Annotated in this window: 17 protein-coding genes, 1 rRNA gene, 1 pseudogene and 1 riboswitch; of the genes and pseudogenes, 7 read left to right on the top strand and 12 right to left on the bottom strand. The window is 70.3% G+C overall.

The window, feature by feature from the left end:
* Window positions 1–127 precede the first annotated feature (127 nt).
* The 6 genes and pseudogenes from ACZ4U1_RS38980 to ACZ4U1_RS38955 all read left to right on the top strand — a co-directional run.
* A pseudogene (locus tag ACZ4U1_RS38980) lies at window positions 128–1,006 on the top strand (amino acid transporter); the annotation flags it as partial.
* 55 nt (window positions 1,007–1,061) lie between these two features.
* Window positions 1,062–1,457, top strand: coding sequence for a TOBE domain-containing protein (locus tag ACZ4U1_RS38975; RefSeq protein WP_467908911.1), 396 nt, complete (start codon window positions 1,062–1,064; stop codon window positions 1,455–1,457).
* Window positions 1,458–1,686: 229 nt separating this feature from the next.
* Window positions 1,687–2,481 (top strand): molybdate ABC transporter substrate-binding protein, encoded by a 795-nt coding sequence (modA, locus tag ACZ4U1_RS38970; protein ID WP_467908909.1) that lies wholly within the window; start codon window positions 1,687–1,689, stop codon window positions 2,479–2,481.
* Window positions 2,478–3,353: a molybdate ABC transporter permease subunit gene (gene modB / locus ACZ4U1_RS38965; RefSeq protein ID WP_467908908.1), complete on the top strand. Its 876-nt coding sequence runs from the start codon at window positions 2,478–2,480 to the stop codon at window positions 3,351–3,353. The genes modA and modB overlap by 4 nt, the downstream gene beginning before the upstream one ends.
* Complete coding sequence (locus ACZ4U1_RS38960; RefSeq protein WP_467908907.1) at window positions 3,350–4,429, top strand: ABC transporter ATP-binding protein; 1,080 nt, start codon at window positions 3,350–3,352, stop codon at window positions 4,427–4,429. The genes modB and ACZ4U1_RS38960 overlap by 4 nt, the downstream gene beginning before the upstream one ends.
* A 28-nt stretch (window positions 4,430–4,457) precedes the next feature.
* Window positions 4,458–4,877: a TOBE domain-containing protein gene (locus ACZ4U1_RS38955; protein WP_467908906.1), complete on the top strand. Its 420-nt coding sequence runs from the start codon at window positions 4,458–4,460 to the stop codon at window positions 4,875–4,877.
* Between the two features lie 105 nt (window positions 4,878–4,982).
* Here the strand turns inward: ACZ4U1_RS38955 and gcvP are convergent, their stop codons facing one another.
* The gene (gene gcvP, locus ACZ4U1_RS38950; RefSeq protein WP_467908905.1) at window positions 4,983–7,868 is read right to left on the bottom strand and encodes an aminomethyl-transferring glycine dehydrogenase; all 2,886 of its coding nucleotides are present in this window, start codon (window positions 7,866–7,868) and stop codon (window positions 4,983–4,985) included.
* 175 nt (window positions 7,869–8,043) lie between these two features.
* Window positions 8,044–8,138: riboswitch (glycine riboswitch) on the bottom strand.
* Window positions 8,139–8,257: 119 nt separating this feature from the next.
* Between gcvP and ACZ4U1_RS38945 the strand changes: the two genes are divergently transcribed.
* Window positions 8,258–8,629 carry a PRC-barrel domain-containing protein gene (locus tag ACZ4U1_RS38945; RefSeq protein WP_467908904.1) on the top strand — a complete coding sequence of 124 codons (372 nt, stop codon included), beginning with the start codon at window positions 8,258–8,260 and terminating at the stop codon, window positions 8,627–8,629.
* Here ACZ4U1_RS38945 and ACZ4U1_RS38940 read toward each other — a convergent pair.
* From ACZ4U1_RS38940 to rrf, 11 genes are all read right to left on the bottom strand, one after another.
* Window positions 8,551–9,993: a DNA polymerase IV gene (locus ACZ4U1_RS38940; protein ID WP_467908903.1), complete on the bottom strand. Its 1,443-nt coding sequence runs from the start codon at window positions 9,991–9,993 to the stop codon at window positions 8,551–8,553. The two genes, ACZ4U1_RS38945 and ACZ4U1_RS38940, sit on opposite strands and share 79 nt — an antisense overlap.
* Before the next feature lie 68 nt (window positions 9,994–10,061).
* A complete protein-coding gene (locus ACZ4U1_RS38935) occupies window positions 10,062–10,745 on the bottom strand; it encodes a MerR family transcriptional regulator (protein ID WP_467908902.1) in 684 nt (227 codons plus the stop codon).
* Between the two features lie 261 nt (window positions 10,746–11,006).
* Window positions 11,007–11,480, bottom strand: a complete 474-nt coding sequence (locus ACZ4U1_RS38930) for a bifunctional nuclease family protein (RefSeq protein ID WP_026253112.1) — start codon at window positions 11,478–11,480, stop codon at window positions 11,007–11,009.
* An 86-nt stretch (window positions 11,481–11,566) separates the two neighbouring features.
* On the bottom strand, window positions 11,567–12,304 hold the full coding sequence (gene ftsR / locus ACZ4U1_RS38925; protein WP_467908901.1) for a transcriptional regulator FtsR: 738 nt from the start codon (window positions 12,302–12,304) through the stop codon (window positions 11,567–11,569).
* Window positions 12,305–12,349: 45 nt separating this feature from the next.
* Window positions 12,350–13,180: an FHA domain-containing protein gene (locus ACZ4U1_RS38920; RefSeq protein WP_388329114.1), complete on the bottom strand. Its 831-nt coding sequence runs from the start codon at window positions 13,178–13,180 to the stop codon at window positions 12,350–12,352.
* Between the two features lie 190 nt (window positions 13,181–13,370).
* Window positions 13,371–14,219, bottom strand: a complete 849-nt coding sequence (locus ACZ4U1_RS38915; RefSeq protein WP_467908900.1) for a DUF881 domain-containing protein — start codon at window positions 14,217–14,219, stop codon at window positions 13,371–13,373.
* Between the two features lie 5 nt (window positions 14,220–14,224).
* Window positions 14,225–14,557, bottom strand: a complete 333-nt coding sequence (locus tag ACZ4U1_RS38910) for a small basic family protein (RefSeq protein WP_003988855.1) — start codon at window positions 14,555–14,557, stop codon at window positions 14,225–14,227.
* Window positions 14,554–15,462: a DUF881 domain-containing protein gene (locus tag ACZ4U1_RS38905; protein WP_467908899.1), complete on the bottom strand. Its 909-nt coding sequence runs from the start codon at window positions 15,460–15,462 to the stop codon at window positions 14,554–14,556. Before ACZ4U1_RS38905 ends, ACZ4U1_RS38910 begins: the two co-directional genes overlap by 4 nt.
* Window positions 15,463–15,593: 131 nt before the next feature.
* Window positions 15,594–18,089 carry a sugar phosphate nucleotidyltransferase gene (locus tag ACZ4U1_RS38900; protein WP_467908898.1) on the bottom strand — a complete coding sequence of 832 codons (2,496 nt, stop codon included), beginning with the start codon at window positions 18,087–18,089 and terminating at the stop codon, window positions 15,594–15,596.
* 114 nt (window positions 18,090–18,203) lie between these two features.
* Window positions 18,204–18,812: a CDP-alcohol phosphatidyltransferase family protein gene (locus ACZ4U1_RS38895; RefSeq protein ID WP_467908897.1), complete on the bottom strand. Its 609-nt coding sequence runs from the start codon at window positions 18,810–18,812 to the stop codon at window positions 18,204–18,206.
* Between the two features lie 107 nt (window positions 18,813–18,919).
* Window positions 18,920–19,014: ribosomal RNA gene (gene rrf / locus ACZ4U1_RS38890) — 5S ribosomal RNA — on the bottom strand; the annotation flags it as partial.

Here is a 19,014-nt window from a genome sequence, read left to right as displayed (position 1 = left end):
GAGTAACGCTCGGTGGCCACCACCCGGGCCGACTCCACCCAGGCTCATCCACTCGACCCGACACCGGCCCCACCCCGGCCCACCTCCCCCGGCCTCCCCTTCTCCCCGCGGCCACGGCACTCGCGAGCTCAACCTGATGCCGCGCTACCTGCCCCGCTACGGCATGGCCCCGCACTGGGCGCGGGCGGTGCGCCCGATGGTCATCGTCTTCACCCTCGTCGCCTTCCTGGTGACCTGGATCTTCGACGCCAACGTCGACAAGCAGGGCGGCGCCTACGCCACCGGTGTACTGGTGCTGATCAGCTCCGCCGCCATCGCGGTCACCATCGCCGCGCGCAAGGCGGGACAGCGCGGCTGGACCATCGCGTTCGCGGTGATCTCGGCGGTGTTCCTCTACACCACCGTCGTGAACGTCATCGAGCGCCCGGACGGCGTGAAGATCGGTGCCTGCTTCATCGCGGGCATCATGCTGGTCTCGCTGCTGTCCCGGCTGGCCCGCGCCTTCGAGCTGCGCGTCACCAGCGTGACGCTCGACCCCATGGCGGAACGATTCATCCGGGACATGGCCAGCCGCAAGATGCGGTTCATCGCCAACGAGCCGGACCGGCGCGACAAGGCCGAGTACCGCGACAAGATCGAGCAGATCCGCGCCGACAACGACATGCCCGAGCAGGAGGACTTCGTCTTCGTCGAGGTCACGGTCACCGACCCGTCCGAGTTCGAGGCGGGCCTGACCGTACGCGGCGAGGTGCTGCACGAGCGCTACCGGGTGCTGACGCTGGAGTCCGCCTCCATCCCGAACGCCCTCGCCGCGCTGCTGCTGCACGTCCGTGATGTCACCGGCTGCACCCCGCACATCTACTTCGAGTGGACCGAGGGCAATCCGTTCGCCAACTTCCTGCGCTTCTTCCTCTTCGGCCAGGGCGAGGTCGCCCCGGTCACCCGCGAGGTACTGCGCGAGGCCGAACCGGACCGGGACCGCCGGCCGCGGGTCCACACGGGCTGAGGCGGAGCGAACCCCAGGTCCGCGCTCTCCGGCACATGGCCCTATCGTGACCGGCATGCAGTCCTACACGATCGGCCAGGCCGCGCGGCTGCTCGGCGTCAGCCCGGACACCGCCCGCCGCTGGGCCGACGCCGGCCGGGTGGCCACGCACCGCGACGAGTCCGGGCGCCGGCTCATCGACGGCAGGGACCTCGCCGCGTTCTCGGTGGAACTGGCCAAGGGGGGCGGTGCCGAGGAGGACGCCTCGCACACCTCCGTCCGCAACGCCTTCCCCGGCATCGTCACCGCGATCAAGCTCGGCGATGTCGCCGCCCAGGTGGAGATCCAGGCGGGCCCGCACCGGCTCGTGTCCCTGCTGACCCGGGAAGCCGTGGAGGAGCTGGGCCTCGAGGTCGGCATGGAGGCCACCGCCCGCGTGAAGTCCACGAACGTGCACATCGACCGCTCCTGAGCGCTGACGTGCCGGTGCGCGCTGACGTGCCGGTGCGCGCTGACGTGCCGGTGCGGGACGTGAGCACCGTACAAACGCACATGCGAGCCACGTACCGTGGCTTGCCAGCTCATGCGATGCAACAGGAGACTTCCGCCTGGCAGATGCGGCAGTATCATCGCGGACGGCCGACACCCGGCCGTACCACGGGCGCGACAGTGTTCGACAGAACCCGAGGAGTAGATCCGTGATGACCCGTTCCGTGCGCCGGACCCGGCGGACACTGAAGCCGGCCGGTGCGGGAGCCGCCGCCCTGATGGCCCTCGGCGCCTGCTCCTCCTCGTCGGACACGTCCACCTCCCCGAAGCTGTCCGGAACAGTCACCGTGTTCGCGGCCGCCTCCCTGAAGGAGAGCTTCACGACCCTGGGCAAGGAGTTCGAGAACGAACACCCCGGCACCAAGGTCAGCTTCAACTTCGGCGGCAGTGACACCCTCGCCGCCAGCATCACCGGCGGTGCCCCGGCGGACGTCTTCGCCGCCGCCAGCCCGAAGACGATGAAGATCGTGACGGACAAGGGCGACGCGACCGGCACCCCGGCCACCTTCGTACGCAACCAGCTGGAGATCGCCACCCTGCCGGGCAACCCCCACAAGGTGTCCTCCCTGAAGGACCTCACCAAGTCCGGCCTGAAGGTCGTCCTGTGCGACAGGACGGTGCCCTGCGGCACGGCCGTACAGAAGGCCCTGGACGCCGCCGAGCTGAAGCTGACCCCGTCCTCCTACGAGCAGGACGTCAAGGCGGCGCTGAACAAGGTGGAGCTGAAGGAGGCGGACGCCGCGGTCGTCTACAAGACCGATGTGAAGGCCGCGGGTGGCAGGGTGGAGGGCGTGGAGTTCCCCGAGTCCGCCGACACGATCAACGACTACCCGATCGCGCTGCTGAAGGACGCGCCGAACGCCGGGACCGCCAAGGCGTTCATCGCCCTGGTGCGCTCCGCCGAGGGCCAGAAGGTGCTGGGCGAGGCCGGGTTCCTCAAGCCGTGACCTCCCTCGACAAGCCCGGCGCCGCGACCGGTCCCCGCACGGGCCGGCCGTGGCGCCGCGCGGGCGCGGGGGGCCGGGCCGGCACGGGGGGCCGGCGCGGGGTGCCGTTGCCGCTGCTGCTGCCGGGCGTGCTCGCCCTGGCGTTGCTGCTGCTGCCGCTGCTCGCGCTGCTGGTCCGCGCCCCCTGGCGCAGCCTTCCGGGCCGGCTGACCAGCGCCGAGGTGTGGCAGGCGCTCCAGCTGTCCCTGGTCAGCGCGACCGCGGCGACCGCCGTCAGCCTCGTCCTCGGCGTACCGCTGGCCTGGCTGCTGGCCCGTACGGACTTCCCGGGCCGCGGCCTCGTACGCGCCCTGGTCACCCTGCCGCTGGTGCTCCCGCCGGTCGTCGGCGGTGTGGCCCTGCTCCTCGCCCTGGGCCGCAACGGCGTCATCGGCAAGTGGCTCGACTCCTGGTTCGGGATCACCCTGCCGTTCACGACGACGGGTGTGGTGATCGCGGAGACGTTCGTCGCCATGCCCTTCCTGGTCATCAGCGTCGAGGGCACCCTGCGCGCCGCCGACCCGCGCTACGAGGAGGCGGCGACCACGCTGGGCGCCTCCCGCTTCACCGCTTTCCGCCGGGTCACCCTGCCCCTCATCGCCCCCGGCATCGCGGCCGGCGCGGTCCTGGCCTGGGCCCGGGCACTCGGCGAGTTCGGCGCGACGATCACCTTCGCGGGCAACTTCCCCGGCCGCACCCAGACCATGCCCCTCGCGGTCTACCTCGCCCTCCAGAACGACCCCGAGGCCGCCATCGCCCTCAGCCTGGTCCTGCTGGCCGTATCGATCGCGGTCCTGGCAGGCCTCAGGGACCGCTGGATGACGACATCATGACGACCCCCCACCCCACACCCCCGGACAACACCGCGCCCCCCGGCCTCGACGCCCACCTGATCGTCGACAGAGGCACCTTCCGCCTGGACGTGACCCTGACCGCCACCCCAGGCGACGTCCTCGCACTCCTGGGCCCCAACGGCGCCGGCAAGACCACCGCCCTTCGCGCCCTCGCCGGCCTCACTCCGCTCACGGCCGGCCACCTGCACCTGGACGGCACCCCGCTGACGGACACTCCCCCGGAGTCCCGCCCGGTCGGCGTCGTCTTCCAGGACTACCTCCTCTTCCCCCACCTGTCCGCCCTGGACAACGTCGCCTTCGGCCCCCGCTGCCGGGGCGCGGGCAAGGTGGAGGCCCGCTCCCGGGCAGCGGCCTGGCTGGACCGTATGGGCCTCGCCGAACACGCCGGCGCCAAGCCCCGCCGCCTCTCCGGCGGCCAGGCCCAGCGCGTCGCCCTCGCCCGCGCCCTGGCCACCCACCCCCGGCTGCTGCTCCTGGACGAGCCGCTGGCGGCTCTGGACGCCCGTACCCGCCTGGAGGTCCGCGCCCAGCTCCGCCGTCACCTGGCCGCGTTCGAGGCGGTCTCGGTCCTGGTCACCCACGACCCGCTGGACGCGATGGTGCTCGCGGACCGGCTGGTGGTCATCGAGCACGGGCGGGTCGTACAGCAGGGCACCCCCGCCGACATCGCCCGCCACCCGCGCACGGACTACATCGCCCAGCTCGTCGGCCTCAACCTCTACCGGGGACAGGCCGCCGGCCACACCGTACGGCTCGATGCCGGGCCCGCGATCACGACCACGGAGGAGCTGTCCGGTCCGGTCTTCGTGGCGTTCCCGCCGTCCGCCGTCACCCTGTTCCGGGACCGGCCCTCCGGCGCCAGCGCCCGCAACCTGTGGCGCTGCGAGGTAGCCGGACTGGAGACGCACGGTGACCAGATCCGTGCCGACCTCACCGGCGAGCTGCCGCTCGCGGCGGACCTGACGACCGCCGCCGCCGCGGAGCTGGACCTGCACCCGGGTGCATCGGTCTGGGCGACGGTCAAGGCGACGCAGACCCACGCATACCCGGCCTGAGCGGACCGGCGCTCTACGGTGGGTGCCCATGACCCTGAGCATCCGCAACCAGCTCCCCGGCACCGTCACCGAGGTGCACTTCGGCGAGGTCATGGCCACCGTGAAGATCCGTCTGACCGGCGGCCAGGACCTCACCGCGGCCATCACCCTGGAAGCCGCCCGGGAACTCGCCCTGTCCGAGGGCGCCACGGTCCGTGCCCTGGTGAAGTCCACCGAGGTGTCCCTGGCCACCGCCCCGGTCCACCGTGTCTCCATCCGCAACCAGCTGCCCGGCACCGTCACCCACCTGACCACCGGCGGTGCCATGGCCACCGTGCGGATCGGCATCGAGGGCGGCCATCTGACCTCGGCCATCACCCAGGAGTCCGCCGCCGACCTTGACCTCTCCGAGGGCACCCCGGTCATCGCCCTCATCAAGTCGACCGAGGTGGCCCTGGCCACGGCCTGACCGCCTGACGGCCGGACGCCTGGCGACCTGATCCGACGCCCGACTCCCGACACGGCGAGGGCCCCGCCCGGAACTCCGGACGGGGCCCTGGAAACCACCGCTCGCTCAGCCCTCGTACGCGTCCAGCGGCGGGCAGGAGCACACCAGGTTGCGGTCGCCGAAGGCCTGGTCGATGCGGCGCACCGGCGGCCAGTACTTGTCGGCGGCCGAGACACCGGCCGGGAAGACGGCCTCCTCGCGACTGTAGGCGTGCGTCCACTCACCGCCGAGCGCGGCGGCGGTGTGCGGGGCGTTCCGCAGCGGGTTGTCCTCGGCGGGCCACTCGCCGGAGCCGACCTTCTCGATCTCCGCGCGGATGGCGATCATCGCCTCGCAGAAACGGTCCAGCTCGGTCAGGTCCTCCGACTCGGTCGGCTCGATCATCAGCGTGCCGGCCACCGGGAAGGACATGGTCGGCGCGTGGAAGCCGTAGTCGATCAGGCGCTTGGCCACATCGTCCACGCTCACGCCGGTCGCCTTGGTCAGCGGGCGCAGATCGATGATGCACTCGTGCGCGACGAGGCCGCCGGGGCCGGTGTAGAGCACCGGGTAGTGCGGCTCCAGGCGCTTGGCGATGTAGTTCGCGGAGAGCACGGCCACCTGCGTGGCCCGCTTCAGGCCCTCGCCGCCCATCAGACGGACGTACGCCCACGAGATCGGCAGGATGCCCGCGCTGCCCCAGGGGGCCGCCGAGATCGGGCCCACGCCCGTCTCCGGGCCGGCCTCCGGCTGGAGCGGGTGGTTCGGCAGGTACGGCGCCAGGTGCGAGCGGACCGCGACCGGACCGACACCGGGGCCGCCGCCGCCGTGCGGGATGCAGAAGGTCTTGTGCAGGTTCAGGTGGGAGACGTCACCGCCGAAGTGGCCCGGCTTGGCCAGCCCGACCAGGGCGTTGAGGTTGGCGCCGTCGACGTACACCTGGCCGCCCGCCTCGTGGACCTGGGCGCAGATGTCGGCGACGTGCTCCTCGAACACACCGTGCGTCGACGGGTAGGTGATCATCAGCACCGCCAGCTCGTCGCGGTACTGCTCGATCTTCGCCCGCAGGTCCGCGACGTCGATCTCGCCGTCCTCGGCGGTCTTGACGACGACGACCTTCATGCCCGCCATCACGGCGCTGGCGGCGTTGGTACCGTGCGCGGAGGACGGGATCAGGCAGACCGTGCGCTGCTCGTCGCCGTTGGCCCGGTGGTAGCCGCGTACGGCGAGCAGACCGGCCAGCTCGCCCTGCGAACCGGCGTTCGGCTGGAGCGAGACCTTGTCGTAGCCGGTGACCTCGGCGAGACGTTCCTCCAGCTCGCGGATGAGCGTGAGGTAGCCCTCGGCCTGCTCGGCGGGCGCGAAGGGGTGCAGCTGCCCGAACTCCGGCCAGGTGACCGGCTCCATCTCCGTGGTCGCGTTGAGCTTCATGGTGCAGGAGCCCAGCGGGATCATGCCGCGGTCCAGCGCGTAGTCGCGGTCGGCCAGCTTGCGCAGGTAGCGCAGCATCGCGGTCTCGGAGCGGTACTGGTGGAAGACCGGGTGGGCGAGGTAGTCGTCGGTGCGCAGCAGCGCCTCGGGCAGGGTGTCCTCGGCGGTGGCGTCCAGCGCCTCGATGTCGCCCTCGACACCGAAGGCGGCGAAGACGGCGTCCAGCTGAGCCCGGTTGGTGGTCTCGTCGCAGGCGGCCGAGACGTGGTCGGCGTCCACGAGACGCAGGTTGACGCCGATCTCCCGGGCGGCGGCGACGACCTCGGCCGCCTTGCCGGGCACGCGTGCGGTGACGGTGTCGAAGTAGGCGCCGTGGACGATCTCCACACCACCGGCCTTCAGGCCCTCGGCGAGGATCGTGGCGTAGCGGTGCGTGCGCCGCGCGATGGTCTTCAGGCCCTCGGGACCGTGGTAGACGGCGTACATGCCGGCCATCACGGCGAGCAGCACCTGCGCGGTGCAGATGTTGCTGGTGGCCTTCTCCCGGCGGATGTGCTGCTCACGGGTCTGCAGCGCGAGCCGGTAGGCCTTGTGGCCGTCGGCGTCGACGGACACACCGACGAGGCGGCCGGGGAGGCTGCGGGCGAACTTCTCGTGTACGGCCATGTAGCCGGCGTGCGGTCCGCCGAAGCCCATCGGCACACCGAAGCGCTGGGTCGTGCCGACGGCGATGTCCGCGCCCAGCTCGCCCGGCGAGGTCAGCAGGGTCAGCGCGAGCAGGTCGGCGGCGACGGTGACGAGGGCGCCCAGCTCGTGCGCCTGGTCGATGACCGGCTTGATGTCGCGTACGGCACCGGAGGCGCCCGGGTACTGGATCAGCACGCCGTTGATCTCGCGCTCGGCGATCTCCGCCGGGATGCCCTCGCTGAGGTCGGCGACGACGACCTCGACACCGGTCGGCTCGGCACGGGTCTCGATCACGGCGACGGTCTGCGGCAGCGCGTCCGCGTCGACCAGGAACAGGCCCTTCTTGTTCTTGCCCATGCGCCGGGACAGCGCCATCGCCTCGGCGGCCGCGGTGCCCTCGTCCAGGAGGGAGGCGCCGGAGGTGGGCAGGCCGGTGAGTTCGGCGACCATCGTCTGGAAGTTCAGCAGGGCCTCCAGGCGGCCCTGGGAGATCTCCGGCTGGTAGGGCGTGTAGGCCGTGTACCAGGCCGGGTTCTCCATGACGTTGCGCAGGATGACGGGCGGCGTGAAGGTGCCGTAGTAGCCCAGGCCGATCATGGAACCGAGGACCTGGTTACGGTCGGCGAGCGAGCGCAGCTCGGCGAGCACCTCGGCCTCGGTGCGGGCGCCCGGCAGGTCCAGGGCATCGGCGTTCTTGATCACATCCGGGACCGCGGCGGCGGTCAGCTCGTCGAGCGAGCCGTACCCGACCTGCGCGAGCATCTTGGCCCGCGCCTCGTGGTCGGGGCCGATGTGACGCTGCTCGAACGGGATGCCCGCTTCGAGCTCGGAGAGCGGAGTGCGATGGGCGGTCATTGCGGAGGCCTCCTGGGTCTGACGCGACCTTCGAGGGGCACCCCGGTACGGATACCCCGACGGCCTCCCCCTCTGTCATCTCAACCTGAGAGCTTCACCGGGCGCCCGGGGGCGCCGGCTTTCACCGTCGGTGAGGGCGGAAGCCGTCGACATCCGCCCTGCTTTCCAGAGTGACCTCGTCCGTGCGGTACGTGGGCCTGAGAGATTCCGGGGAGGATTTGCTCCTTCGGCGCCTCCGACGTGGTCGGAGGACTCTCCCGCACGGGGTCAGCAGCCGCTGTCAGCGTACCAGCGAGGTCAACGCCGGAGGCTTCGAGTGGCCGCCTCCCTGATTGTGCTCTTTTGTAGTGCTTACGGATGAGTTGCGACCACGTGGAGGGAGAGGGCCCGTGCAGACCGATATCGATCCGCGCAACCTGATCGGCCGCAAGGCGTTCGACCGCAATGGCACCAAGATCGGCACCATTGACGAGGTGTACCTGGACGACGCCACCGGTGTGCCCGAGTGGGCGGCCATACGCACCGGCCTGTTCTCCCGGGACGCCTTCGTGCCCCTGGAGCCCAGCGAACTGGTCGACGGCACCCTGCACGTCCCTTTCGACCGCGCCCTGATCAAGGACGCCCCCGACTTCGGAGTCGGCCGCCATCTCTCCCCCGAGCAGGAACTCCAGCTCTACCACCACTACGGCCTGGACGTGGCCTCACCACCCACGGTCCCGGACCACGACTTCGGCAAACTGGCGGGCTCGGAGGAGACCTGAGCCGCAAGGTCTCCCGGGGCCCCCTGCGGAGCGGAATCCAAAACCAACGGCAACGGGTCAGCACCCTCCAGCGCAGGATCGTCCACGAAGAACGTCCGCACCCGGCCCGGCTCGGACTGAGGCGTCTCGAACCGCACGGTCACCCGCCCCAGCCCGCTCCCCTGCACCCACCCGTGCCCGTACTCGGCGTGCCGCACGTCCTGCCCGGCACGCCACTGCCGCTCGGCCGGCTCCACCCGCTCCACGACGGCCTCCGCGACAGCCTCCTGCGGCGCCTCCGCCGCCCGCGAGGGCAGGGCCTGCGCGAACAGGTCCTCCTGCGTGTAGTCGGCGAGCCCGGACACCCCCACCCCGAGCAGCCGCACCCCGCCCGTGGTGTCCACCGAGTCCAGCAGCCGCGCCGCCGCCTCACGGATCACCGCCGGGTCGTCCGTGGGCCCCCTGAGCGTCTCGGAGCGGGTCAGCGTGGAGAAGTCGTACCGCCGTACCTTCAGCACGATGGTCCGCCCGGACAGCCCGGCCTCGCGCAGCCGCCGTACGCACCGGTCGGCCAGCCGCTGCACCTCCAGGCCGACCCGCAGCCGGTCGTGGATGTCCACGTCGTACGTGTCCTCCACGGACACCGACTTCGTCTCCCGCTCGGCCACCACGGGCCGCTCGTCCCGGGCCAGGGCCATGGCGTACAGCGCGTGCCCGTGCGCCTTGCCGAGCAGCCGGACCAGCTCGTCCTCGCCGGCCTCCGCCAGCTCCTCCACCGTGGTGATCCCGGCTCTGCGCAGATGGTCGCCGGTGGCCGGCCCGACCCCCGGCAGGGTGCGCACCGGCATCGGCGCCAGCAGCGCCCGCTCGGTGCCCGGCTCGATCAGCACCAGGCCGTCCGGCTTGGCCTGCTCCGAGGCGATCTTCGCGAGCATCTTCGAAGCGGCGAGCCCCACCGATCCGGTGAGCCCGGTGACCGCCCGGATGTCCGCGCGCAGCTTCTCCCCGGCCCGCCGCGCCGACTCCTCGTCCCAGGCCGCTCCCCCGGCCTCCAGGTCCACGAACGCCTCGTCCAGACTCAGCGGCTCCACCAGCGGTGACAGCTCCCGCAGCAGCGCCATCACCTGCTCGCTGATCGCCCGGTACAGGGTGAAGCGCGGCACCAGATAGGCGGCGTTGGGTGCCAGCCGGCGCGCCTGGGCCATCGGCATCGCCGAGTGCACCCCGAACACCCGTGCCTCGTACGACGCGGTGGCCACCACCCCGCGCGGCCCGAGCCCGCCCACGACGACCGCCTTCCCGCGCAGGCTCGGCTTGGACGCCTGCTCCACCGAGGCGAAGAAGGCATCCATGTCGAGATGCAGGATCGTGGGCGCGTTTCTCACATCTCCGATGCTGCACCACGGCACTGACAATGCGGTGGTGCCGGAGCGCCCGACAGGTGCCCCGGCGGTCAGACCGCCCGGTTGCGGCGCCGCGCCAGCTCGTCCGCGGGGTTGTGCCCGACGAGGGTCTCGCCGGTGTCGATGCGCTCGCCGTGCAGCTGGGAGAGGGCGCTTTCCACGTCCCGCCACACCACGCCGACGGCGATCCCGAAGATGCCCTGACCCCCCTGGAGCAGGGCGTGGACCTCGTCCGGCGAGGTGCACTCGTACACGGTGGCGCCGTCGCTCATCAGGGTCATCCGCTCCAGGTCGCGGAAACCGCGTTCCCTGAGGTGCTGGACGGCCGTGCGGATGTTCTGCAGCGACACCCCGGTGTCCAGGAACCGCTTCACGATCTTCAGGACGACGACGTCCCGGAAGCTGTACAGCCGCTGGGTGCCCGACCCGTACGCGGGCCGCACGCTGGGCTCGACCAGGCCGGTGCGGGCCCAGTAGTCGAGCTGCCGGTAGGTGATGCCGGCCGCCGCACAGGCCGTGGGCCCCCGGTAACCGATCTGCTCGGACGTCATGGCCGCCACCCCTCCGCCGTTCGGCACCGCCGTCGGCAGCTGCGGAGCGTGATCGACCGCGCTGCCGGGATGGGGGTGTCCCCCGCCTGAGCGCAGCCGCGGGCTCGGGGGCGGGTACGGACCGCTCTCCCCGAAACTGCGTCCGGGGGCACCCCCAGCCGTACCGTCGCCGCTGGTTCTCACGCCGACCTCCGTCCTTGACCTGCCTTCTCGACGGTAGGCAGTCACCAGGGGTGCGTCAACGATCGCCACACTCGGCACGCCGAGTGATAATCACCCTAGGAGTGGTTTCCCGTGTCCCACCGCGGGGAAAGGCTAGCCGAATGCGCTGGCGGGGGGCCGTAGGACGCTCTCACTGGCCGGAGGCAATTGCCGGTGCGCGGGCCGCGCGAGGCCGCCGTCCGCCCCGGTGGAACCCCGGGGCCGACGGGTCGGCACCGGGTCTCACTGGCTGCTGGTGCCGAAGTCCTCGGGCGAGATCTGGTCGAGGAACTCGCGGAACTTCTCCACCTCGTCCTCCTGCTCGTCCGGAATGGCGATGCCCGCGTCGTCCAGCACCGTGTCGCTGCCGTAGATCGGCGTTCCGGTGCGCAGGGCAAGCGCTATGGCATCGGAGGGGCGGGCGCTGACCTCGACCCCACTGGCGAACACCAGCTCCGCGTAGAAGACGCCTTCCCGCAGATCGGTGATGCGCACTTCGGTCAGCTCCTGGCCGACGGCCTCCAGCACGTCCTTGAACAGGTCGTGGGTCAGCGGTCGCGCGGGGGCCATGCCCTGCTGGGCGAAGGCGATCGCCGTCGCCTCCCCCGGTCCGATCCAGATGGGGAGGTAACGGTCGCCCCCCACTTCGCGCAGGAGCACGATCGGCTGGTTGGAGGGCATTTCGACCCGGACACCTACGACATCGAGCTCGTTCACACAGCAACCCTAGGCCGTGCCCGGGACGTTTGGGTAGTCGGGCCGGGAACAGGTGCCCGATCCGGCCGCTCCGGGGCCCGCCGCCCTCAGGGCAGCCGCACGCCCAGAGCGGTCTGCACCAGGGCGGCGTGCAGCTTCACCGTGAGGGCCGCCAGCTCCTTCGTACGGGCCTCGGCATGCGCCCTGGTCTGCGGGTTGCGGTGGCGCTTGAGCGGGGCCACCACCTGGTCGACCAGCCCCGCCTCCCGGTCGGCGGCGGCCTTCATCACCCGGAGGTGGCGCGGCTCGATCCCGAACCGGCCCAGCTCGGCGATGAGCGAGGCGACGGTGACGGCCTCGGCGTCGTACGCCCCGTCCTCCAGCGGAGCGATGAGCCCGTAGGACTCCCACTCCTCCAGCTCCCCCTCGTCGACGTCCGCCGCGGCCAGCAGCTCGGCCCGGCCGACCCGGGCCACCGTGGGACCCTCCACGGACACCGGCATGTCGTCCCCGGTGCGCTGGCGCCCGACCACGGGCAGCGGTACGGCCTCACCGCGCTCCATGGCGTCCAGATGCTCCCGGATCACCTTGAGCGGCAGATAGTGGTCCCGCTGCATCCGCAGGACGTGACCGAGGCGCTCGACGTCGCCGGCGCTGAACTTGCGGTACCCCGACGGGGTCCGCTGCGGCTCGATGAGCCCCTCCGACTCCAGGAAGCGAATCTTGGAGATGGTGACTTCGGGGAACTCGTCGCGCAGCACGTTCAGCACCGTGCCGATGCTCATCAGCCCACTGTCCCTGGCGGCGGTACCGCTTCCGGCACCGCCGCTCGGTGTTTGAAGCATGGACCTTCCCTGGGGGGTTCCCCCGGACGTCAGTCCGGGGGTGGGTCAGATGCCCTGCCGGCTCGCGTAGAACACCAGCCGGTACTTGCCGATCTGCACCTCGTCACCGTTCGACAGAGCGACCTGGTCGATGCGCTCCCGGTTGACGTACGTGCCGTTCAGGCTGCCCACGTCGGCCACCGTGAAGGAGCCGTCGGGGGAGCGCCGGAACTCCACGTGCCGCCGGGAGACCGTCACGTCGTCCAGGAAGATGTCGCTCTGCGGATGGCGGCCGGCCGTGGTCAGGTCGCTGTCCAGCAGGAAGCGGCTGCCCGAGTTCGGGCCGCGGCGCACCACCAGCAGCGCCGATCCCACCGGCAGCGCGTCCACCGCGGCCTGTGCCTCCGGGGAGAGCATCGGCAGCGGCGTCTGGCCGGTCGCCTCGGAGTCGTAGGCCTCCAGGCCGGAGATCGAGATGGTGGACGTCGTCTCGGAGGCCCGCTCGGGCGCCACCCCGGGACGCAGGGGCGCCCCACAGTTGGAGCAGAACCGGGCGTTCTCCGCATTCCGGTTACCGCACCTCGTACACACCAGGACCGACATCGACGGATCCTCCTGCCGCGGCTGCCCCGCCGGGGCGTTGGACGCGTACGGACCGGAGGCAAACCCTCCACCCGTACCTGAGGTTGACGGTTGCCCGAAACCTATGCCGCCGGACTGGGCAGGGTCAACAGACGCCGCGCCCTGACCTCCGGAAATGTCACCGCCCGGGCCAGCGACCTGGTCCCGGAACAGCGGGCGCTGGCCCTCCGCGTCAGGCTGTGCGCGATGGCGAGCGGTCGCGTTGTCGCTACCCTCTCGCGCGCTCTTGCCGAACAACTTCGCAAACAACTTCACGGGCGATTCCCCTTGACCGAAACAGACCCGCCCGTGGGGCAGGACGAACCCTGATTGCCTACACCGGCCGAGCCGGACATTCTCACAACGTCCGTATCCACCAGACAGTTTCCACCACGCACCACCTCTTCGGTGCGCCGACCCCCCGCAACCTCATGCCCCTGCCGGACGGGCCCCATGCACCGCCGGTTCACTGGGAGGACGACCGAGCGTAGTCAGGCCGCTTCGCCTGTCGCAAGGCGTCCACGACGATCTTGTCCGACTGCTCGACGGTCACCGTGGCCTGCTCCTTCTCCAGAGTCTGCACCACGCCTCCAGGGATGTTCAGCGCCGGTTCGAGGTCCTGCGGCTTCCCGATGACCTTGAAACGATAGGGAGCGTTGATCTTGTTCCCGTCGACGCTCACACTCTTGCCGGAGTCGGTGAAGTAGGTGCCGGCGACCACCCGGACCCCGTTGACCTGGATCGCCTCCGCGCCGGCCGCGCGCAACTCCTGGATCGCGTCGAGCAGCATGTCCGCCTGGACCGTTCCCTTCGTGTCCTCGATCGTCATGGTGATGCCGGGACCCTGCGCCGCCACGGTGCCCGCCAGGATGCCGAGTTGCCTCTTCTTCTCGGCGGTCTGCCGGCGCGCCTCGGCGGCCTGGTCGGAACTGGTCTGCAGCTCCTGACGCTGCTTTTCGAGTCCCTGCTTCTCGTCCTCAAGACGCTGAGTACGCGAATCAAGTTCATCGAGGATGCGTACAAGATCTTCCTGACGTGCGCCGCGCAGCGCGCTGTCGGTGTCACTGTTGGACGCCACCTGTACGGCCAGGCCGAAGCCGAGGCCGAACAGGAGCAGCGCGACGATGAGTTGGGCACGTGTGAAACGCGGCGGCCACAGCCCCTTGACGAGCCGCTGCCGGCCCGTCAGCGGCTGCTGGGGCTGCTCCTCGGCCTGCTGCCCGGCCGCGGGCACGGGCACCTCGGCCGGCAGCTCCCTGCGCAGCCGGTTCTCCTGCGGCTCGTTCCGGCCGTTGCGGTCGTTCTGCTCGCTCATCGGTGTCACGCCCGGAACACGTGCCGCCGGATCGCCGCGGCGTTGGAGAAGATGCGGATGCCGAGGACCACGACGACGCCCGTGGACAGCTGCGCGCCCACGCCCAACTTGTCGCCGAGGAAGACGATGAGGGCGGCGACGACCACGTTCGACAGGAACGACACCACGAAGACCTTGTCGTCGAAGATGCCGTCCAGCATGGCCCGCAGACCGCCGAAGACGGCGTCCAGCGCCGCGACGACGGCGATCGGCAGATAAGGCTCGACCACCGCCGGAACCTCGGGCCGGACCAACAGGCCGGCCACGACTCCCACGACGAGGCCCAGTACGGCGATCACGATGTGCCCTTCTCGGTTTTCTCGGACTTCGGCTGTGCTGTACGTACGATCACACTGGGAGCGGCGGGCAGCCGGACGTCCCCCTCCGTGGAGATGGTGGCGCGGATCCCGTAGTTCTCCTCCAGGGCATGCAGATACAGGCCGTCGGCGCCGTTCTGGAACCTGGTGCTCAACCTCGGCCCGTCCCCCACCGCCAGCACCGTGTATGGCGGCACCAGCGGCCTGTTGTCGACCAGTATCGCGTCACCCGCGGCCCTGATCGCGGACAGGGCGGTCAGCCGCTGCCCGTTGATGGAGATCGCCTCGGCCCCGGAGGCCCACAGCCCGTTGACCACGCGCTGCATGTCGCGGTCCCGCACCCGGCCGGTGTCGGAGAAGCCCGACGTCTCCCGGGGGTTGGCGCCGTCCCCGCCGCCGCTCGCCTCCTTGGCGTCGTTCACGACGAGCCTGACGCCGGGGCCGTGCACCGCGGTGGCACCCGAGAGCAGGCCGACCAGGTCCGCCTCGGCGCTGCCGCCGCTGGACCTCAGGGCCGCCCGCTGGCGCGCGCTGACGTCGTCGCGCAGTGTGTCGACCGTGTTCTCCAGCTGGTCCGCGTCCGCGGTCTCCTTGTCGATGCGGTCGATCAGCTCCTGGCGCTCCTTGGCCACGACGGGCGCCGTCACGCGCGCCTGTGCGGCCCCCAGGGTCACCACCAGCGCCGCGAGGACGAGACCGGCCGCCAGGCCGAGCTTGGCCCGGAGCGTCTTCGGCAGGCCGCTCTCACCCTGGGACTTCTTGCGGGCCGCCGCCTCGGCGTACCCGTCGTCCAGGCTGTGGTCCATGACGTTGGTGATCAACGACATGGAGGCGTCCGGGCGCTGCGCCCGCGGGGGGCTGCTCCGAACGGGGGGTTGCTGCGGCATGCCGCACATCGTCGCATGTCGCGAGCAGTACCTCCGAACGGCCCCACCGGCGTGCCGGACAGGCCCCCTTGGGGGACACTTGTCCGGCACGCGCGCGTGCGGTGGCTTTGGCCGTTCTCAGCCGCCGGGAACTACCGGCCGGCGCTGTCCACGACCGCCGACCACTCGTCCAGCAGTGCCTGCGCGGAGGCGTCGTCGGGCCCCTCGGCCCACAGATGCGTGACCGCCTCGGCCGGGTCGGGCAGCACCATCACCCAGCGCCCGTCGGTCTCCACGACCCGCACACCGTCGGTCGTGTCGACAAAGCGATCCCCAGCGGCCTCGACCACCCGCCGCATCACCAGACCCTTGACGGCCCACGGCGTCGCCAGGTCCCGCTTGAGGACATGCGCCCGCGGGATCCGGGCATCGATCTGGCTCAGCGTGAGCTGCGTCCGCGCCACCAGCCCGATGAGCCGCACGAAGGCGGCGGTGCCGTCGTAGACACCACTGAACTCGGGGACGATGAACCCGCCCTTGCCATCACCGCCGAAGATGGTCCCTTCCTCGCGCCCCACGCGCGTGAGGTCGTCGGGCGAGGTGGTGGTCCACTCGACCTGGGTGCCGTGGTAGGCGGCCACCTGCTCGGCGATCCGGGTCGTGGTGACGGGCAGCGCCACCCGCCCGCTGCGCCGCTCGGCGGCCACCAGGTCCAGCATGACCAGCAGCGCCCGGTCGTCCTCGATGATCCGGCCCTTCTCGTCCACGAGCGACAGCCGCTCGCCGACCGGGTCGAACCGCACACCGAACGCGGCACCCGAGGACGCCACTATCTCCCCGAGCCGCACCAGCCCCTTCCGCCGCATCTCGGCCGTCTCCGTGGGCCGGGACTCGTCCAGACCGGGGTTGATGGTCAGCGAGTCCACACCGAGCTTGCCGAGCAGGCTGGGCAGCACCAGTCCGGCACTGCCGTTCGAAGCGTCCACGACAACCTTGAGACCCGCCTCGGCTATCCCGGTCGTGTCGACGTTCCGCAGCAGCGATCCGGTGTACGAGTCGAAGACGCTCGCCGGGAAGTACAGGTCACCGATCTCACCGGGGAACGCCCGCCGGTACTCCTGGCGCGCGAAGACCCGGTCCAGCTTGCGCTGGCTGCCCTGCGAGAGGTCCGCGCCCTGACCGTCGAAGAACATGATGTCGACCGAGTCCGGGACGCCCGGCGAGGTCCGGATCATGATGCCGCCGGCACTGCCCCGCGCGGTCTGCTGCCGGGCCACGGGCAGCGGCACGTTCTCCAGGTCGCGTACGTCGATGGCGCTGGCCTGGAGCGCGGAGATCACTGCCCGCTTGAGCGCCCGGGCACCCCGGGAGTGGTCGCGGGCCGTGGTGACGGTGGAACCCTTCTTCAGGGTCGTCGCATAGGCGCCCGCGAGCCGCACCGCCAGCTCGGGCGTGATCTCCACGTTCAGGATGCCGGAGACACCCCGGGCGCCGAACAGATGCGCCTGGCCCCGGGACTCCCAGATCACCGAGGTGTTGACGAAGGCACCGGCCTCGATGGTCTTGAACGGGTACACGCGGACATTGCCCTGAACGATCGATTCCTCACCGATCAGGCACTCGTCACCGATGACCGCGCCGTCCTCGATCCGGGCGGCACGCATGATGTCGGTGTTCTTGCCGACGACACAGCCGCGCAGATTGCTGTGCTGTCCGATGTACACGTTGTCGTGCACGACGGCCTTGTGCAGGAAGGCACCGCTCTTGACGACGACGTTGGAGCCGACGACGGTGTGCTCCCGGATCTCCGCGCCGGCCTCGACCTTCGCGTAGTCGCCGATGTACAGCGGCCCGCGCAGTACGGCGTCGGGGTGCACCTCGGCCCCTTCGGCCACCCACACACCCGGGGAGATCTCGAAGCCGTCGATGTCGACGTTGACCTTGCCTTCGAGGACGTCCGCCTGGGCCTTCACATAGCTCTCGTGCGTGCCGACGTCCTCCCAGTAGCCCTCGGCGACGTAGCCGTAGATCGGCTTGCCTTCCTTCATCAGCTGCGGGAAGACATCGCCGGACCAGTCGACGGGCACATCGGCTTCGACGTAGTTGAAGACCTCGGGCTCCATGACGTAGATGCCCGTGTTGACCGTGTCGGAGAAGACCTGCCCCCAGGTCGGCTTCTCCAGGAAGCGTTCGACCTTGCCTTCCTCGTCGACGATGGTGATGCCGAACTCCAGCGGATTGGGCACACGGGTCAGACAGACCGTGACCAGCGCGCCCTTCTCCTTGTGGAAATTGATCAGCTCGGTGAGGTCGAAGTCGGTCAGGGCATCGCCGGAAATGACAAGGAAGGCATCGTCCTTCAACGCCTCCTCGGCGTTCTTGACGCTTCCGGCGGTACCGAGTGGCTTCTCCTCATTGGCGTATGTGAGCTCCATCCCGAGTTCTTCGCCGTCACCGAAGTAGTTCTTGACGAGCGATGCCAGGAACTGCACGGTGACGACGGTCTCGGTGAGCCCGTGCCTTTTGAGCAGCCGTAGCACATGCTCCATGATCGGGCGATTCGCCACGGGCAGGAGCGGCTTGGGCATGCTAGAGGTCATGGGGCGCAGGCGTGTGCCTTCGCCCCCGGCCATCACGACGGCCTTCATGTCGGAAGCGTCCTCCTCCAAGAGACGACGGTCTAGCCGACTTCACCCGTCCAGATTGTCCCGCACTTTTCCACCGCGGGCCATCGAGGCGTTGGGTACGGACAATCGCCGAGCTCAATCGGCCATGGTGTCCGCCCGAACCAATCGGCGGACCTGTACCACGTAGAGCACTCCTGCCCACCAGTAGAGGGTTGTACCCCATCCGGCGAACGCCCATCCGAAAATGGCAGCCAGTGACGCGATCCAACCACTTCCGTCACTGAGGAGCAGGAGCGGGAAGGCGTACATCAAGTTGAACGTAGCGGCCTTCCCCAGGAAGTTCACCTGCGGCGGCGGATACCCGTGCCGGCGAAGGATGCCCACCATCACCAGGAGAACCAGTTCTCGCGCGAGCAGCAGACCGGTCAACCAGATCGGCAGGATCTCCCGCCAGGTCAGGCCGACCAGTGTGGAAAGCACGTAGAGGCGGTCGGCGGCGGGGTCGAGAAGCCGGCCGAGGCTGCTGATCTGATTCCAGCGCCGGGCCAGCTTGCCGTCGAGATAGTCGCTGACCCCGCTCAACGCCAGGACGAGGAGGGCCCAGCCATCGCTCTGCGGGCCGCCGAACTCCGGCCTGAGGATCAACCACAGGAAGAGGGGTACGCCGACGAGCCGCGCCATGCTGAGGATGTTGGGGATGGTGAGGACCCGGTCTGTCTGGACACGGGTCTCCTGGACCTCCACCCGGGGGCCTCCTGTGCGAAACGAGAGAACGATGCTCCCTGACCTTACCTCAACGCAAAAAAGCTCCGGCTCCTGGGCAGTGCCCAAGAGCCGGAGCTTCAAAAGGAGTTCGGCGGCGTCCTACTCTCCCACAGGGTCCCCCCTGCAGTACCATCGGCGCTGTGAGGCTTAGCTTCCGGGTTCGGAATGTAACCGGGCGTTT

This window comes from Streptomyces sp. NPDC028928, assembly GCF_055564915.1.
This window is presented reverse-complemented; position numbering and strand designations above follow the sequence as displayed.

Bases quoted from the DNA above. Each gene is read 5' to 3' on its own strand.
- ACZ4U1_RS38975 (WP_467908911.1), top strand. From the start codon at position 1,062: ATGCAGTCCTACACGATCGGCCAGGCCGCGCGGCTGCTCGGCGTCAGC.
- gcvP (WP_467908905.1), bottom strand. From the start codon at position 7,868: ATGACCGCCCATCGCACTCCGCTCTCCGAGCTCGAAGCGGGCATCCCG.
- ACZ4U1_RS38900 (WP_467908898.1), bottom strand. From the start codon at position 18,089: ATGAAGGCCGTCGTGATGGCCGGGGGCGAAGGCACACGCCTGCGCCCC.
- modA (WP_467908909.1), top strand. From the start codon at position 1,687: ATGACCCGTTCCGTGCGCCGGACCCGGCGGACACTGAAGCCGGCCGGT.
- ACZ4U1_RS38960 (WP_467908907.1), top strand. From the start codon at position 3,350: ATGACGACCCCCCACCCCACACCCCCGGACAACACCGCGCCCCCCGGC.
- ACZ4U1_RS38955 (WP_467908906.1), top strand. From the start codon at position 4,458: ATGACCCTGAGCATCCGCAACCAGCTCCCCGGCACCGTCACCGAGGTG.
- ACZ4U1_RS38915 (WP_467908900.1), bottom strand. From the start codon at position 14,219: ATGAGCGAGCAGAACGACCGCAACGGCCGGAACGAGCCGCAGGAGAAC.
- ACZ4U1_RS38905 (WP_467908899.1), bottom strand. From the start codon at position 15,462: ATGCCGCAGCAACCCCCCGTTCGGAGCAGCCCCCCGCGGGCGCAGCGC.
- ftsR (WP_467908901.1), bottom strand. From the start codon at position 12,304: ATGCTTCAAACACCGAGCGGCGGTGCCGGAAGCGGTACCGCCGCCAGG.